Origin of the sequence: Streptococcus taoyuanensis, assembly GCF_029589235.1 — a bacterium.
GTDB lineage: Bacteria > Bacillota > Bacilli > Lactobacillales > Streptococcaceae > Streptococcus > Streptococcus taoyuanensis.
Map to the genome: position 1 here is coordinate 1 of NZ_JARQVW010000010.1, position 16394 is coordinate 16394.

Consider the following 16394-nt stretch of genomic DNA (forward strand, 5'->3'; position numbering starts at 1 on the left):
TTTGGCTCGGTAGCTCAGTTGGTAGAGCAATGGATTGAAGCTCCATGTGTCGGCGGTTCGATTCCGTCTCGCGCCATCAATTCAATAATTAGGAAGGGTAGCGAAGAGGCTAAACGCGGCGGACTGTAAATCCGCTCCTTCGGGTTCGGGGGTTCGAATCCCTCCCCTTCCATCCTTTACGGGCATAGTTTAAAGGTAGAACTAAGGTCTCCAAAACCTTCAGTGTGGGTTCAATTCCTACTGCCCGTGTTAATACTTATGGCGGGTGTGGTGAAGTGGTTAACACACCAGATTGTGGCTCTGGCATGCGTGGGTTCGATCCCCATCACTCGCCTATTTATTAATATTATTATTGGGGTATAGCCAAGCGGTAAGGCAAGGGACTTTGACTCCCTCATGCGTTGGTTCGAATCCAGCTACCCCAGTTAAATTTATGCCGGCGTGGCGGAATTGGCAGACGCGCTGGACTCAAAATCCAGTGTCCGCAAGGACGTGCCGGTTCGACCCCGGCCGCCGGTATAGATTAAAAAGGAGTTTTACTCCTTTTTTTGTTTATTTTTTTTCTTTTTTGTGATATAATTAACCGGTAAAGTTTCTTTTAATGAATTAGAAGGAGTTAATTTTGTCTGAAGTTGCAAACAAAATCGATCGATTTTTAAATTCTATTTTATTGTTATCAGAAAATCAGCATGAGATTTTAGTTGGTTCTTGTACAAGTGGTGTTTCATTAACCAACACTCAGGAACATATCTTGATGCTGGTTGCTGATGAAGCTCTAACCAATTCTGTCTTAGCTAAGAAATTGAATGTCAGTCAGGCTGCTATCACGAAGGCCGTGAAGCCCTTATTAAGTCAGGGGATGCTGGAGACTTATCGAGATGAAAATGATGCTCGGGTTCTCTATTATCGCTTAACTGAGATTGGTAAGCCAATTGCATTAGAGCATCAGCACCACCATCAGCATACCCTTCACACTTATGAGGATGTTTTGTCGAAGTTTACCAAGAATGAGCAAGGGGTTATTTCGCGGTTTTTAGATTTATTGGAAGAGGAGTTATAGTTTGAGGTATATTACGGTTTCAAATTTATCGTTCTATTATGATCGAGAACCGGTTTTAGAAGGGATCAATTACTACTTAGATAGTGGAGAGTTTGTTACGCTGACTGGTGAGAATGGGGCTGCTAAGTCAACCTTGATTAAGGCTAGCCTTGGCATCTTACAGCCCAAGGTTGGGACTGTTGAGATTTCAAAGACGAATGTTAAGGGAAAGAAGTTAAGGATTGCTTATTTGCCGCAACAAATTGCTAGTTTTAATGCAGGGTTTCCAAGTACGGTCTATGAATTTGTGAAATCAGGTCGGTATCCTCGTAAAGGATGGTTTCGAAAGTTGAATGAGCACGATGAAAAACATATTCTGAAGAGTTTGGAATCTGTTGGGATGCTGGAGTTCAAGGATCGGGCGATTGGTTCTTTGTCTGGTGGTCAGAAACAGCGTGCTGTCATTGCTCGGATGTTTGCTTCAGATCCGGATATCTTTGTTTTAGATGAACCTACGACAGGGATGGATGCGACGACAAAGAGTGATTTTTATGAGTTGATGCATCACAGTGCGCATCACCATCAAAAATCTGTTTTGATGATTACGCATGATCCTGAAGAGGTTAGCCAATTTGCGGATCGGAATATTCATTTGGTTCGTGACCAAAGCTCTCCTTGGAGATGTTTTAATGTCCATGATACTGAAGGGGAGGGTGACCATGCTTGATTTATTCCAGTATGATTTTATGCAACGGGCCTTGTTGGCTATGGTTGCCATGAGTCTTTTTTCTCCTGTATTAGGGATTTTCTTGATTTTAAGACGGCAGAGTCTTATGAGTGATACGCTAAGTCACGTCTCTCTTGCGGGTGTCGCTTTTGGGCTTTTCCTTGGGATCTCTCCAACGCTCTCGACTATGATCATTGTCATTATTGCTGCGGTTTTTCTTGAGTATTTGCGGACCTTATTTAAGGACTTTATGGAGATCGGGACGGCAATTTTAATGTCCACAGGTCTTGCCCTAGCTTTGGTACTGATGCGTGGTGGTGGGAAGAGCTCGATGAGTTTGGATCAATACTTGTTCGGTTCTACCCTAACCATTACGGATGAACAGGTGATTGCCTTGTTTGTGATTGCTTTTGTTGTATTAGTGTTGACGGCCTTATTCTTGCGTCCTATGTATATTTTGACCTTTGATGAAGATACGGCCTTTGTAGATGGCCTTCCGGTCCGGACCATGTCCATTTTATTTAATGTGGTAACGGGGGTTGCTATCGCCTTAATGATTCCTGCAGCAGGATCGTTATTGGTTTCAACCATCATGGTCTTACCGGCTAGTATTGCGCTGAAATTAGGGAAGAACTTCCGTGGGGTCATGCTGATTGCGGTCATCATTGGTTTTATCGGGATGTTTAGTGGGTTGATTTTGTCTTATATTGCAGATACACCAGCGAGTGCCAGCATCACGCTTTTATTTGTGGCACTGTTCTTGCTTGTGAATCTTGGATCACGTTTGAGGAAATAGATATGAACTTTAAAAAATTTGGTTGGTTATTGTTAGTGGCTTTAACACTTGTTTTGACAGCTTGTGGCAAAAGTCAGAGTCAAAATGGGAAATTAAAAGTGATGACCACTTTTTATCCTGTTTATGATTTTACAAAAAATATTGTCGGAGATGAAGGAACGGTAGACCTGCTCATTGGAGCGGGATCAGAGCCTCATGAATATGAATTGTCTGCTAAGGGGCGGGCTATGATTCAAGATTCGGATGTTTTCGTCTATGAAAATGAAAATATGGAAACGTGGGTTCCAAATCTTTTGAAATCAATGAAGGATAAGAAAACCAAAGTGATCGATGCTACCAAGGGCATGGTCTTGCTTCCTGGATTGGAAGAGGAACATGAACACGAAGGGGGCGAAGAACACCATCATGAATATGATCCTCACCTTTGGCTCTCTCCACATCGTGCCATGAAGATGGTAGAGTCGATTCGTGATCAATTGGTGGCAGCTTATCCAGATAAGAAAAAGACGTTTGAGAAAAATGCCCAAGCCTATCTAAAGAAATTACAGGCCTTGGATCAAGCTTATCAGGATGGCTTGAAAGATGCGAAACAAAAGAATTTTGTAACCCAACACGCGGCTTTCCGTTACTTGGCCTTGGATTATGGATTAAACCAGGTGGCCATTTCAGGGATTTCACCTGATAGTGAGCCTTCTGCTGCACGATTACGTGAATTGACAGAGTATATCAAGAAAAATGAGATCAAGGTCATTTACTTTGAGGAAAATGCTTCTAAATCCTTGGCGAAAACCTTGTCTTCTGAAGCTGGTGTCGAATTGGCTGTCTTAAATCCTTTGGAAAGCCTGACGGAGAAAGAAATGAAAGATGGCGAAGACTACGTGTCTGTTATGAAGGAAAATCTAAAGGCGCTAGAGAAAACAACGTCACAAGCTGGTAAGGATATTCAACCGGAACATGAGGAAGATGCTAAGACAGTTCAAAAGGGCTATTTCGAGGATAGTCAAGTGAAGGATCGTAGCTTGGCGAATTATGCAGGTGATTGGAAATCGGTTTATCCATTCTTGCAAGATGGAACGTTGGATCAGGTCTTTGATTATAAGGCAAAATTAAATCCAACTATGACTGCTGCTGAGTATAAGGAATATTATACCAAGGGTTACCAAACAGATATTGATCAGATTAGGATTGATAAGGATTCAATGGAGTTTTATCAAAAAGGATCTTCTAAGAAATATACTTATAAATACGTAGGTAAGCACATTTTGACTTATAAGAAGGGGAATCGTGGTGTTCGTTATCTCTTTGAAGCCCAGGAGAGCGATGCGGGAGACTTCAAATATGTTCAATTTAGTGACCATGAAATTACTCCGGTAAAAGCAGCTCACTTCCACATTTTCCATGGAGGAAAGAGTCAAGAGGCGCTTTATGATGAGTTGGAAAATTGGCCAACGTATTATCCTTCCAACTTATCTGGTTTAGAAGTGGCACAGGAAATGCTGGCTCATTAAGAGCTATATCAAAAGAAAGACTAGGACTGATTATCCTGGTCTCTTTTTGATTAAAAATGAGGAGTGAAGCTTGTCAAATGCTTGAAAATACGTTACAATGAGAGGGCTTTAAACTAAAAAAATGTATGGGGAATTTTAAATGAAAAAAGTTGGTGCAATTCTTGTGAGTTTTCTTAGTGTCGTCTTATTGGTGGCTTGTTCGCAACAGGGAGCGAGCAAAAAATCAACCCCTTCCTCTAGTCAAACGACGACCTCTTCTGAAGTCAAAAAGACGAATGCTTCTAGTTCGGAAGTGAAGGAGAAAGAAAAAAAAGAAGAGAAAAAAGAAGTGAAGAAAATGGATCTTGAAGCGATTGCCAATGGAGATTACAGCAGTATTTCTGGTGTCTGGCAAGATGATAAGGGAAACAAGTTGGTCTTTAACGACAAAGGGTTGGTCTCACAAGAGTTAGAGGGCTACGGAGCTTCTTTGACGGATTATGGGACCGCCTCAGAAGGCATTTATGGTGGTCGTGATGGGGGCTTCTTGTTGGAGTATATTCCTGCTGGAGTAACCATTGGTGATCAGGTCGATGATCAAGGGCAAGTCGTCTTTAAGGACACATCAGATGCCTCTAAAAACCGCTTGTGGTCTGGTGTTGGTATTGCTAGTTTTGGAGAACAAGGATCGATCTACTATCATGTAGGAGATGAATAATGAAAAAAGAGGCTGGGATAAAAGTCCTAGCCTCTCAATTATTTTTGGATTGTCGAGCAAGACGCAGTGGTTGAGTGGGCTCTACTACGCTGATTTCATCAGCTTTTACAGCCCTACTCAACTGTGCGGAGGTGGGACGACGAAATCGAATTCTAACGAATTACCGATTTCTGTCCCACTCTCTTTTTCTTATGCATGTGGGGGGAGCCAAGAAAGCTCAAACTGGAGCAATTGGGCTTCAAGGAGATCTTGATGGGAAACCTCTTGTTTCTCTTTGCCATCTAATAGGGCTTTTTGGATGAAATAGGCGCCTGCAGTGTGTGAGTTGGCGCAAATTTTGAGCTCTTGCTTGGGAAGATGGAGAAGGACTTCTTTAAAGAGAGGGAAGCCCAGATCATAGATTGGTTTTCCTGGACAGGTTGGATAGAGTCCAAGGGCTGACCAGATGTACCAAGCAGATAGGCTACCATTGTCCTCATCACCTGGATAGGCTTGGAAATCTTGATGGAAAGCTTGGGAACGGATCTGGTGGATCAGGAGATTGGTGTATTCGGGATGTAGGCTGTAACGGAAGAGGTAGGGAATGTGGAAGCTGGGTTGATTGGAGATGGCGATCTGCCCAAATGGGGCTTGGGCCATTTCACTCATTTCATGGATTTCATAGCCATATCCTCTTACATCAAATTGAGGTTTTTGATTGGCTAGATCCAGCAGTCGTTGGGTAAAGGCTTTTTTACCGCCCATTAGCACTATCAAGCCGGAGAGGTCGTGTAAGGCTCCAAAAGTAGCCTGGGTTGCAGAACATTCTGCATAATCTCCTCCCCAGCTGGTAGGAGAGAAGGGTTCTTTAAAGTTTCCATTGGTGGATCGCGCTCTCATGAAGCCCGTTTGGGAATCATACAATGTTCGGTAGGAGAGGCTGGAAGCGGCATACCGAGCGGCTGTTTCTGCATGACCCAATTGCTTAGCAACAGTGGCAATGCAAAAATCACTATAAGCATAATCTAGGCTGTGGCTAACACTTTCGTGAAAATCATCGGGTAGGTAGCCAAGGGCCTTGTAGCTTTCATTACCATGGCGACCAAAATGTTGATGAGGATCAGTTTTTTGGGCTGTCTGGAGCATGGCTGTCAGCATGTTTTCATGTAGGTCTGGTGCGATCCCTTTTGTGACAGCATCCGCAAAGACTCCATCGATGAGGGTACCTGGCATCATTCCTCGTTCATCTGGGGCCAACCATTTTGGTAGAAAACCAGTATCCTTGTAAGTGTTTAAAAATCCTTCGAGGAAGTGACGGTAATAATCGGGGTAGACAAGGCTAAAGAGTGGAAAAGAGGTCCGAAAGAGGTCCCAAAATCCGATATTGGTATAAGCTTTTCCGGATTTGATTTCCTGATGGGTGACATCCAGGTGCCAGTCATTTCCCTTGGTATCTGTTTCGTAAAAGGTTTGAGGGAAAAGGAGGAGTCGGTAAAGGCAATGATCGAAAAAGGCTTGGTCACGCCCTCCGGCATCTTTTACTTCAATTCGCTTTAGCAGCTGATTCCATTGATCGGCTGCTTCTTTTTTAGCTTCCTCTAGGGAAAGGTTGGGAAGATGGCTGTGAGCCATGTCTTGGGACAGATAAGAAGTTCCTAATTGGACGGTCACTTCCTTGCTAGCAAAGGTCAGAAAAAGATCTTGATCGATGTGAGTGACGCTCTCAATCGGCTGGCTAAATTGCCACTGGAGATAGAAAGAGTAGGAAGTATCTGCGGTATGGGCCTGATCCAGAATATGGAAGTGGCAGGTTTGGTCTGTAAGGCTCAAGTCCTCTAGTTCATTTGCTGTATGAAAGCAGAGTGTCAGCTTTTCTGGTGCTCGAAAGCGCATGACAGCCCCGTAGTGGCTTGGAACTAGCTCGCTTTGAATCTGATAACGTTCTGAAAAAATACGAAGGTAGTGGGGCTGGAAAACGGCTTCTTTCATCGAATAACTGCTTTGACGACGGAAGAGGTCGGAACTTGCAACTTCCCCTGTGATGGGCGTGATGAGGCACCAAGCGTAGTCTCCTATCCAAGGACTAGGCTGGTGGGTGAGACGAAATCCCTGAAAAATAGGGAGATTGGGGTTGAAAAACCAAGCTCCTTGTTCGTGTGTCGTCTGGGGAAGGAAGTAATTCATTCCAAAAGGGACTCCTGTATAAGGGAGGGTGTTTCCGTGGGAATAGTGGGGATGATTATCGCTTCCCCAGCGGGTATCGATGGTCTGGCAATGTGTGCGCATCTTGTCTCCTTTTTCTTCATCAACCTTAAATGATCTGTATTTTTTTTGAACACGCGCTGGTATTTTCTTCATTGTATCAAAGTGTTGTCAAATATGATAGCGTTTTTATCAAATGGAAAATTTTGTAGAAAAAGGGCTATAGTTTGCGTATGTATTTCCCATCTGAAATCTTTTATACTGAATAGGAAAGAATCGATACGTGTGAGGAAAATAAATGACCTATTCAAAAGAAATCGTCAGAGAATGGCTGGACCAAGTAGCTGAGCGAGCTAAGGAGTACCCGGAGTGGGTGGATGTCTTTGAGCGTTGCTACACAGACACTTTGGACAATACAGTTGAAATCTTGGAAGATGGGTCAACCTTTGTGTTAACAGGGGACATCCCAGCTATGTGGTTGCGTGACTCAACGGCTCAATTGAGACCCTATCTTCATGTAGCAAAAAGAGACCCTCGTTTGCGTCAGACCATTGCTGGCTTGGTCAAACGCCAGATGACCTTGATTCTCAAGGATCCCTATGCTAACTCTTTTAATATTGAGGAGAACTGGAAAGGCCACCACGAGACCGACCATACCGACTTGAATGGCTGGATTTGGGAGCGCAAGTATGAAGTGGATTCGCTGTGCTACCCCTTGCAGCTGGCTTATCTTCTTTGGAAGGAAACTGGTGAGACTAGCCAATTTGATGAAACCTTTGTCACTGCGACCAAGGAAATCCTTCATCTCTGGACAGTGGAACAAGACCACAAGAACTCCCCTTATCGCTTCGTTCGGGATACAGATCGTAAGGAAGACACGCTGGTGAATGATGGCTTTGGGCCAGATTTCGCCGTGACAGGGATGACCTGGTCAGCCTTTCGTCCAAGTGATGACTGCTGTCAGTATAGCTACTTGATTCCGTCTAATATGTTTGCAGTGGTTGTCTTGGGCTATGTGCAAGAAATCTTCGCAGACTTGAATCTAGCCGATAGCGAAAGTATTATTGCTGATGCCAAGCGTCTCCAAACTGAGATTCAAGAAGGGATCGAAAACTACGCCTACACGACTAACAGCAAGGGTGAAAAGATTTATGCTTTTGAAGTAGACGGTTTGGGAAATGCTAGCATCATGGATGATCCAAACGTGCCAAGCTTGTTGGCAGCTCCTTATCTGGGCTACTGCGAGATTGACGACGAGGTCTACCAAGCTACTCGTCGGACGATTTTGAGCCCTGAAAATCCCTACTTCTATGAAGGGAAGTACGCAAGTGGACTCGGAAGTTCTCATACCTTTTATCGCTATATCTGGCCGATTGCCCTTTCTATTCAAGGATTGACAACGACAGATAAAGCTGAGAAAAAATTCTTGCTGGATCAGTTGGTTGCCTGCGATGGAGGCACGGGCGTCATGCACGAAAGTTTCCATGTAGATGATCCAACCAAATACTCTCGTGAATGGTTCTCTTGGGCCAACATGATGTTCTGCGAATTAGTCTTGGATTACTTGGATATTCGCTAATACTCTTCGAAAATCTCTTCAAACCACGTCAGCTTCGCCTTGCCGTATATATGTTACTGACTTCGTCAGTTCTATCTACAACCTCAAAGCAGTGCTTTGAGCAACCTGCGGCTAGCTTCCTAGTTTGCTCTTTGATTTTCATTGAGTATAAGGAGCACGCTTTAGCTTCACTGATTCTTGTTAGAATCACAAATTTATATTTAAAACATTAAAAATTTAAGTTAGAATGAGGTTTTACTCATGGAAAATGTTGTTGTACATATCATCTCTCATAGCCACTGGGATCGTGAGTGGTATTTACCTTTTGAAAGTCACCGCATGCAATTGGTGGAACTGTTTGACAATCTCTTTGATCTTTTTGAAAATGATCCGGAGTTCAAAAGTTTCCACTTGGATGGCCAAACTATTGTCCTTGACGACTATTTAGAAATTCGTCCTGAAAACCGCGACAAGGTGCAGCGTTATATCGACGAGGGCAAACTCAAGATTGGTCCCTTCTACATTTTGCAGGATGATTACTTGATCTCCAGTGAAGCCAACGTCCGCAATACCTTGATTGGACAGGCTGAATGCGCTAAATGGGGCAAATCTACTCAGATTGGTTATTTCCCAGATACCTTTGGAAATATGGGGCAAGCCCCTCAAATCCTTCAAAAATCAGGCATTCACGTAGCAGCCTTTGGTCGTGGTGTTAAACCAATCGGATTTGATAACCAAGTCCTCGAAGATGAGCAATTCACCTCTCAATTTTCTGAAATGTACTGGCAAGGGGCGGATGGTAGCCGTGTGCTGGGTATTCTCTTTGCCAACTGGTACAGTAACGGGAACGAAATTCCAGTGGATAAAGACGAAGCTTTGACTTTCTGGAAACAAAAATTGGCAGATGTTCGCGACTATGCCTCAACCAACCAATGGTTAATGATGAACGGCTGCGACCACCAACCAGTTCAACGAAATTTGAGTGAAGCCATTCGTGTGGCAAACGAACTTTTCCCTGACGTGACCTTTGTTCACAGCTCCTTTGATGAATATGTGCAAGCAGTGGAAAGTGCGCTTCCTGAGCAATTATCGACGGTTACGGGAGAATTGACCAGTCAGGAAACCGATGGTTGGTACACACTGGCAAATACGTCTTCCTCTCGGATTTATCTCAAGCAAGCCTTCCAAGAAAACAGCAACCTGCTCGAGCAAGTGGTGGAACCTTTGACCATCATTACTGGTGGGCACAACCACAAGGATCAATTGACCTATGCCTGGAAGACACTCTTACAAAATGCGCCACACGATAGTATTTGTGGATGTAGCGTAGATGATGTTCACCGTGAAATGGAAGTCCGTTTTGCCAAGGTCAACCAAGTTGGAAACTTTGTCAAGACCAACCTTCTCAACGAATGGAAGGGGAAACTAGCAACTCAAAAAGCCCAGAGTGAGCACCTCTTTACGGTCATCAACACTGGATTGCACAATAAGGTGGATACCGTCAGCACGATTGTCGATGTAGCGGTTTGTCCATTTAAGGAATTGCATCCGACAGAGGGCTTCAAGAAAATGGCCGCTTTGAGCTTGCCAGACTACCACGTAGAAGATTTAGATGGACATCTTGTAGAAGCAGAGATTGAAGACTTGGGAGCAAGCTTTGGCTATACCCTGCCTAAGGATAAATTCCGTCAACCTTATATCGCGCGTCAAGTGCGCGTGACGGTTCCGGTTCACCTAGCGCCTCTTTCTTGGACCACCTTCCAGCTCTTGGAAGGCAAAGCACCTCATCATGATGGTCTGTTCCAGAATGGGGTGATCGATACGCCATTTGTAACCCTTAGTATCGATGATGGCTTGACCCTCTATGATAAAACGACCAATGAGGCTTATGAGGATTTCCTTCGATTTGAAGATCGTGGGGATATCGGAAATGAATATATCTACTTCCAACCAAAAGGAACCGAACCGATCTATGCGGAGTTAACAGCTTATGAGGTCTTGGAAAACAATGCTCGCTATGCCAAAATCTTGCTCAAGCATGACTTGACGATCCCGGTCAGCGCGGATGAACAATTGGATGCGGAGCAAAGAGGCATTATCGAGTTTATGAACCGCAAGGCAAGTCGCTCAGAAGAGCTGACAACTATCCCTCTTGAAACGGAGATGACCATCTTTGTAGATGATCCGCAAATTCGCTTCAAGACGCGCTTCACCAATATAGCTAAGGATCACCGTATCCGTCTCTTGGTCAAGACTCACAATACACGTCCAAGCAACGATTCTGAAAGTATCTATGAGGTGGTCACACGGCCAAATAAACCGGCTGCTTCTTGGGAAAATCCTGAAAATCCCCAACACCAACAAGCCTTCGTCAGCTTGTATGATGACGTCAAAGGGGTAACAGTGGCCAATAAAGGATTGCATGAATACGAAATCCTTGGAGACGATACGATAGCTGTAACACTTCTCCGTGCTTCCGGTGAACTTGGTGACTGGGGCTATTTCCCAACACCAGAAGCACAATGTTTGCGGAACTTTGAGGTTGAATATGCAGTAGAATGCCATCAAGCTCAGGGGCGTTTCTCAGCCTTTCGTCGTGCCAAAGCTTTGCAGACACCGATGACCAGCCTTCAAGTTGAAAAACAAGAAGGAAATGTAGCAGCGTCTGGTAGCTTACTCAAGCATACAGCCTTGACGCATCCTCAGGTTTGTCCAACAGCCTTTAAGGTAGCAGAAAATGAAGAAGGTTACATCCTTCGCTATTACAACATGAGCCAAGAAAATGTGCGCGTGTCAGAAGGACAACAAACGGTTGTCGATCTTCTGGAACAACCGTATCCGGTCCATACAGGTTTATTGGCACCGCAAGAAATCCGGACAGAATGGATTAAAAAAGAAGAAGTATAGCTGGTTGCAGCTGAAGAAACAATAAAAGGAAAGGAGGAGCGAAAAAGTAAGAACCGACTGCTGACTCGCTCCTTTTTACAGGTAAAAGCCATGACCATTGCAACGATTGATATCGGAGGGACTGGGATTAAGTTTGCTAGTCTCACTCCGGATGGAAAGATTTTAGATAAGGCCAGCACCCCAACTCCAGAAACTCTAGAAGATTTGTTGGCTTGGTTGGATAAACGCTTGTCAGAACGTGACTACCGTGGGATTGCCATGAGTGTGCCAGGAGCCGTTCATCAAGAAACAGGGGTGATTGAGGGGATCAGCGCCATTCCTTACATCCATGGTTTTTCATGGTATGAGGCTCTTTCTCATCATAAGCTCCCTGTCCATCTAGAAAATGATGCCAACTGCGTTGGGCTGAGTGAACTCTTAGCTCATCCTGAGATTGAAAATGCAGCCTGTGTTGTGATTGGTACAGGAATAGGTGGGGCTATGATTATCAATGGCAAGCTTCACCGTGGTCGTCATGGCTTGGGCGGTGAGTTTGGCTACATGACAACTATCGAGCCTGCAGAAAAGCTCAATAACTGGTCACAACTCGCTTCTACAGGAAACATGGTTCGCTATGTGATTGAAAAATCAGGTCAGTCTGACTGGGATGGACGTAAGGTCTACCAAGAGGCTGCAGCCGGCAATGCCCTTTGCCAGGAAGCCATTGAGCGCATGAATCGTAATCTTGCTCAAGGACTGCTCAATATCCAGTATCTCATTGACCCAGATGTGATTAGCCTAGGTGGCTCTATCAGTCAAAACCCAGATTTTATCAAAGGGGTGCAAAAAGCAGTAGACATCTTTGTGGAAAGATATGAAGAATATACAATTGCTCCAGTGATTCAAGCTTGCACCTATCAGGCAGATGCCAATCTCTACGGTGCCCTTGTCAACTGGTTACAGGAGGAAAACCAATGGTAAGTTTTACAGGACTTAGTCCCAAACAAGCCCAAGCTGTTGAAGTATTAAACAATCACATTTCTCTACCAGATGTAGAGGTGGCGGTCGCTCAGTCTGACCAAGCTTCTATCTCTATCAAGGGTGAGAATGGGCAGTATCAACTGACCTACCGCAAACCTCATCAACTCTACCGCGCCTTGTCTGTGCTAGCAACAGCTTTAGCAGAAGGAGACAAAGTAGAGATTGAAGAACAGGCGGCTTATGAAGATTTGGCCTATATGGCCGACTGTTCGCGCAACGCCGTGCTCAATGTCGCATCAGCCAAACAGATGATTGAACTCTTGGCTCTGATGGGTTATTCAACCTTTGAGCTCTATATGGAGGACACCTATCAGATTGAGGGGCAACCTTACTTTGGTTATTTCCGTGGAGCCTACTCAGCTGAAGAGTTACAGGAAATCGAAGACTATGCCCAGCAGTTTGACATGACCTTTGTCCCATGCATCCAGACCTTGGCTCATTTATCAGCCTTTGTTAAATGGGGGGTTAAGGAAGTCCAGCAACTCCGCGATGTAGAGGATATTCTCCTCATCGGTGAAGAAAAAGTCTACGACCTGATTGACGGTATGTTTGCGACGTTATCTAAATTACAAACTCGCAAGGTCAACATCGGGATGGACGAAGCTCACTTGGTCGGTTTGGGTCGTTATCTTATCTTGAACGGTATTGTGGATCGGAGTCTCCTTATGTGCCAACATTTGGAGCGCGTGCTGGATATTGCAGACAAGTATGGTTTCCACTGCCAGATGTGGAGTGATATGTTCTTCAAGCTTATGTCAGCAGATGGCCAGTACGACCGTGAGGTAGAAATTCCAGAAGAAACACGAGTTTATTTAGACCGTCTTAAAGACCGTGTGACCTTGGTTTACTGGGATTATTATCAGGATAGCGAGGAAAAATACAACCGAAACTTCCGTAATCACCATAAGATTAGTCAGGATATTGCCTTTGCTGGTGGTGCCTGGAAGTGGATTGGTTTTACGCCCCACAACCATTTCAGTCGCCTCGTCGCTCTTGAAGCCAATAAAGCCTGCCGTGCTAATCAGATCAAGGAAGTCATTGTGACGGGCTGGGGGGACAATGGTGGTGAAACAGCCCAGTTCTCGATTCTCCCAAGTTTACAAATTTGGGCAGAACTCAGCTATTGCAATGATTTAGAGCGTCTTTCAGCTCACTTTAAGACCAATACAGGCCTATCCGTTGAGGACTTTATGCAGCTGGATCTGGCCAACCTCTTGCCAGACCTACCAGACAATCTCAGTGGGATTAACCCTAACCGCTATGTCTTTTATCAGGATGTTCTTTGCCCAATTCTTGACAAGCACATGACACCTGAACAGGACAAGCCACACTTTGCCCAAGCAGCTGAGATTCTTTCTGACATTAAAGAAAAAGCGGGCGTCTACGCTTATCTCTTTGAAACTCAGGCACAGTTGAATGCTATTTTAAGTAGCAAGGTCGATGTAGGACGACGCATCCGTGAGGCCTATCACGCAGGTGATAAAGAGAGCTTGCAACAAATCGCTCAGGAAGAATTGCCAAAACTCAGAAGCCAGATTGAACACTTCCATGACCTCTTTAGTCACCAATGGTTGAAAGAAAACAAGGTCTTCGGCTTGGATACCGTAGATATCCGTATGGGTGGACTCTTGCAACGCATCAAGCGAGCAGAAAGTCGGATTGAAAACTACCTAGCTGGTTCCATCACATGTATCGATGAACTAGAAGAAGAGATCTTACCATTCAACGATTTCTACGGGGATCAGGACTTCGCAGCCACAACAGCTAATCAATGGCACACCATTGCGACAGCTTCGACCATTTATACAACGTAAAAAATGCCAAGTTGGATGACAGGTATCTCATCCACGGTGGGATAGGAGTAGAAGAGGAACTGTCTTTACGACCACCCTTTTCTACTCTTTTTTAAAGCTATGTCATAAATTTGTAGAATTTTTTCTATAATTAGGAGTTTGAAAATGTAAATGGGCTATCTTATAATAGGTGATGTAAACGCTACCAAAGTAAATAAACACGCTCAAGGCTCAAAGGGGGGAGTTAAATGAAAAAGTTTGTAAGGACTCTGAGAGAAAATTTCATTTTTCTTTTAATGGTCTTACCTGGTGCAGCGTGGTTAATCTTATTCTTCTATATTCCGGTTTTTGGGAATATCGTAGCATTTAAGGACTATCATATTACGGGAGAGGGCTTCATTGACAGTGTCATGAAGAGTAAGTGGGTTGGCTTTGACAACTTCAAGTTCCTCTTTAGTTCCAAAGATGCCTACATTATTACAAGAAACACGGTATTGTACAACTTAGGATTCATCTTCTTAGGATTGATTGTTTCCGTTGGGATCGCCATCATCTTTAGTGAGTTGAGATCAAAAAGAGTGGTCAAGGTGCTTCAAACCTCCATGCTCTTCCCATACTTCCTATCATGGGTTATCATCAGCTTCTTCACCGATGCCTTCCTTAACGTGGACAAAGGATTGGTCAACCACATCTTAACTTCATTTGGTATGAAAGCCATCAATTTCTACTCGGAATTGTGGATCTGGCCAGCGCTTCTCCTCTTCTTAGGAATCTGGAAAGGCTTTGGTTATAGTAGTGTCATGTACTATGCAACCATCATGGGAATTGACCCAACTTACTATGAAGCAGCGACTGTGGATGGTGCGTCTAAGTGGCAACGCATTCGCAACATCACCATTCCTCAGTTGTCTTCCTTGATTACGGTTTTGACTATTCTTGCAGTCGGAAATATCTTCCGCGCAGATTTCGGTCTTTTCTACCAAATCCCGCATAATGCTGGAGCGCTCTATAGTGTGACCAACGTTATTGATGTTTATGTCTACAACGGTTTGACCAAGTCAGGGGATATCGGGATGACAGCAGCAGCCGGTCTTTACCAATCGGTAGTCGGTTTGGTTCTTGTTTTAATCTCAAATATCATTGCCCGTCGCATTGATAAGAATGCCGCTCTCTTCTAGAAAGGAGGATCGTATGAAAAAATCAACCATTCAAAAAGAAAAAATTGATAATGTCGGGATCCATTCTTTCAGTAAGAAGAGCAACTTCTTCTTTACCTTGTTGTTGACCTTGGTCGGATTGACCTGTGTGCTTCCCTTCATCTTCGTTGTCATGATCTCTTTGACTGACGAACAAAGTTTGGCAGTCCATGGCTTCCAATTCTGGCCAGCAAAATTTGGATTTGATGGTTACCTCTTCTTGGTACAGTTCAAAGACAAAATCTTGCAAGCCCTCTTCATTACCTTGTTTGTGACCATTGTGGGAACAGCATGTAATGTCTTTATCACCACAACCTATGCTTACGCAATCTCACGGAGTACCTTTAAATACCGCAAGTTCTTTACCGTATTTTCACTCCTTAGTATGCTCTTTAGTGCAGGGTTGGTTCCAAGCTACATTGTGACCACTCAACTCTTGCAATTGGGTGATACCATCGGGGCTTTGATTATCCCAATGTTGCTCAGTCCATTTAACATCATCTTGATGCGGACCTTCTTTAAACGGACCATTCCAGAAGCTATCCTTGAATCCGCTCGGATCGATGGGGCAAGTGAAACACGGATCTTCTTCCAAATCTGCTTGCCATTGTCTCTACCAGGGATTGCGACTATCAGTTTGTTCACTGCTTTAGGGTTCTGGAACGACTGGTTCAATGCCCTCCTCTATATTAAGAGTGACAACCTTTACCCATTGCAATACCTCTTGATGCAAATCCAAAACAATATGGATTACATCGCTAAAAACGTCGGGGTATCCGGCCAATTGGCAGGAGCTGTACAATCCATCCCACGGGAAACAGGACGTATGGCCATGGTGGTTGTGGCAACAGTGCCAATCGCCATTCTCTATCCATTCTTCCAACGCTACTTTGTAAAAGGCTTGACCATCGGTGGTGTGAAAGAATAACATCGTTCATTGAAAATCAGCAGGATTTTCAACTCATAACCTAG

The 16394-nt window shown here is 44.2% G+C and carries 12 protein-coding genes and 6 tRNA genes; 17 read left to right on the forward strand and 1 reads right to left on the reverse strand.

From position 1 onward, the window contains the following. Positions 1-3 precede the first annotated feature (3 nt). The 11 genes from P5Y91_RS07010 to P5Y91_RS07060 all read left to right on the forward strand — a co-directional run bounded on the left by P5Y91_RS07010 (position 4) and on the right by P5Y91_RS07060 (position 4767). A tRNA-Phe gene (locus P5Y91_RS07010) sits at positions 4-76 on the forward strand. 15 nt (positions 77-91) lie between these two features. Further along, a tRNA-Tyr gene (locus P5Y91_RS07015) sits at positions 92-172 on the forward strand. A gap of 6 nt (positions 173-178) precedes the next feature. Beyond that, a tRNA-Trp gene (locus P5Y91_RS07020) sits at positions 179-249 on the forward strand. Positions 250-261: 12 nt separating this feature from the next. Further along, positions 262-334: transfer RNA gene (locus tag P5Y91_RS07025), tRNA-His, on the forward strand. Positions 335-353: 19 nt separating this feature from the next. Then, positions 354-425, forward strand: a tRNA-Gln gene (locus tag P5Y91_RS07030). 10 nt (positions 426-435) lie between these two features. Further along, a tRNA-Leu gene (locus P5Y91_RS07035) sits at positions 436-519 on the forward strand. Positions 520-622: 103 nt separating this feature from the next. Continuing rightward, complete coding sequence (locus P5Y91_RS07040; RefSeq protein WP_003004547.1) at positions 623-1060, forward strand: zinc-dependent MarR family transcriptional regulator; 438 nt, start codon at positions 623-625, stop codon at positions 1058-1060. Position 1061: 1 nt separating this feature from the next. Further along, positions 1062-1766 carry a metal ABC transporter ATP-binding protein gene (locus tag P5Y91_RS07045; RefSeq protein WP_118397159.1) on the forward strand — a complete coding sequence of 235 codons (705 nt, stop codon included), beginning with the start codon at positions 1062-1064 and terminating at the stop codon, positions 1764-1766. Continuing rightward, the gene (locus tag P5Y91_RS07050; protein WP_003009676.1) at positions 1759-2562 is read left to right on the forward strand and encodes a metal ABC transporter permease; all 804 of its coding nucleotides are present in this window, start codon (positions 1759-1761) and stop codon (positions 2560-2562) included. The genes P5Y91_RS07045 and P5Y91_RS07050 overlap by 8 nt, the downstream gene beginning before the upstream one ends. Before the next feature lie 2 nt (positions 2563-2564). Beyond that, the gene (locus P5Y91_RS07055) at positions 2565-4070 is read left to right on the forward strand and encodes a zinc ABC transporter substrate-binding protein AdcA (RefSeq protein WP_118397162.1); all 1506 of its coding nucleotides are present in this window, start codon (positions 2565-2567) and stop codon (positions 4068-4070) included. Between the two features lie 139 nt (positions 4071-4209). Continuing rightward, positions 4210-4767: a DUF6287 domain-containing protein gene (locus P5Y91_RS07060; protein ID WP_045758977.1), complete on the forward strand. Its 558-nt coding sequence runs from the start codon at positions 4210-4212 to the stop codon at positions 4765-4767. Between the two features lie 189 nt (positions 4768-4956). Here the strand turns inward: P5Y91_RS07060 and P5Y91_RS07065 are convergent, their stop codons facing one another. Further along, positions 4957-7032, reverse strand: a complete 2076-nt coding sequence (locus tag P5Y91_RS07065; RefSeq protein ID WP_118397165.1) for a GH92 family glycosyl hydrolase — start codon at positions 7030-7032, stop codon at positions 4957-4959. Between the two features lie 214 nt (positions 7033-7246). Here P5Y91_RS07065 and P5Y91_RS07070 point away from each other — a divergent pair, with 214 nt between their 5' ends. From P5Y91_RS07070 to P5Y91_RS07095, 6 genes are all read left to right on the forward strand, one after another. After that, on the forward strand, positions 7247-8527 hold the full coding sequence (locus P5Y91_RS07070; RefSeq protein WP_118397168.1) for a glycoside hydrolase family 125 protein: 1281 nt from the start codon (positions 7247-7249) through the stop codon (positions 8525-8527). 240 nt (positions 8528-8767) lie between these two features. Beyond that, the gene (locus P5Y91_RS07075) at positions 8768-11413 is read left to right on the forward strand and encodes an alpha-mannosidase (protein WP_118397171.1); all 2646 of its coding nucleotides are present in this window, start codon (positions 8768-8770) and stop codon (positions 11411-11413) included. A 90-nt stretch (positions 11414-11503) separates the two neighbouring features. After that, positions 11504-12373 (forward strand): ROK family protein, encoded by an 870-nt coding sequence (locus tag P5Y91_RS07080; RefSeq protein WP_118397174.1) that lies wholly within the window; start codon positions 11504-11506, stop codon positions 12371-12373. Beyond that, positions 12367-14247, forward strand: a complete 1881-nt coding sequence (locus tag P5Y91_RS07085; protein WP_070589752.1) for a beta-N-acetylhexosaminidase — start codon at positions 12367-12369, stop codon at positions 14245-14247. The genes P5Y91_RS07080 and P5Y91_RS07085 overlap by 7 nt, the downstream gene beginning before the upstream one ends. A 227-nt stretch (positions 14248-14474) precedes the next feature. Next, entirely contained in the window at positions 14475-15404 is a 930-nt protein-coding gene (locus tag P5Y91_RS07090) for an ABC transporter permease (protein ID WP_003009701.1), read from the forward strand. Positions 15405-15417: 13 nt separating this feature from the next. After that, entirely contained in the window at positions 15418-16350 is a 933-nt protein-coding gene (locus P5Y91_RS07095) for a carbohydrate ABC transporter permease (RefSeq protein ID WP_003004100.1), read from the forward strand. Positions 16351-16394: the final 44 nt, after the last annotated feature.

What these genes read in the sequence shown, in the direction of transcription:
- P5Y91_RS07050 (WP_003009676.1), top strand. Translation starts at nt 1,759, where the DNA reads ATGCTTGATTTATTCCAGTATGATTTTATGCAACGGGCCTTGTTGGCT.
- P5Y91_RS07055 (WP_118397162.1), top strand. Translation starts at nt 2,565, where the DNA reads ATGAACTTTAAAAAATTTGGTTGGTTATTGTTAGTGGCTTTAACACTT.
- P5Y91_RS07060 (WP_045758977.1), top strand. Translation starts at nt 4,210, where the DNA reads ATGAAAAAAGTTGGTGCAATTCTTGTGAGTTTTCTTAGTGTCGTCTTA.
- P5Y91_RS07065 (WP_118397165.1), bottom strand. Translation starts at nt 7,032, where the DNA reads ATGCGCACACATTGCCAGACCATCGATACCCGCTGGGGAAGCGATAAT.
- P5Y91_RS07070 (WP_118397168.1), top strand. Translation starts at nt 7,247, where the DNA reads ATGACCTATTCAAAAGAAATCGTCAGAGAATGGCTGGACCAAGTAGCT.
- P5Y91_RS07075 (WP_118397171.1), top strand. Translation starts at nt 8,768, where the DNA reads ATGGAAAATGTTGTTGTACATATCATCTCTCATAGCCACTGGGATCGT.
- P5Y91_RS07080 (WP_118397174.1), top strand. Translation starts at nt 11,504, where the DNA reads ATGACCATTGCAACGATTGATATCGGAGGGACTGGGATTAAGTTTGCT.
- P5Y91_RS07085 (WP_070589752.1), top strand. Translation starts at nt 12,367, where the DNA reads ATGGTAAGTTTTACAGGACTTAGTCCCAAACAAGCCCAAGCTGTTGAA.
- P5Y91_RS07090 (WP_003009701.1), top strand. Translation starts at nt 14,475, where the DNA reads ATGAAAAAGTTTGTAAGGACTCTGAGAGAAAATTTCATTTTTCTTTTA.
- P5Y91_RS07095 (WP_003004100.1), top strand. Translation starts at nt 15,418, where the DNA reads ATGAAAAAATCAACCATTCAAAAAGAAAAAATTGATAATGTCGGGATC.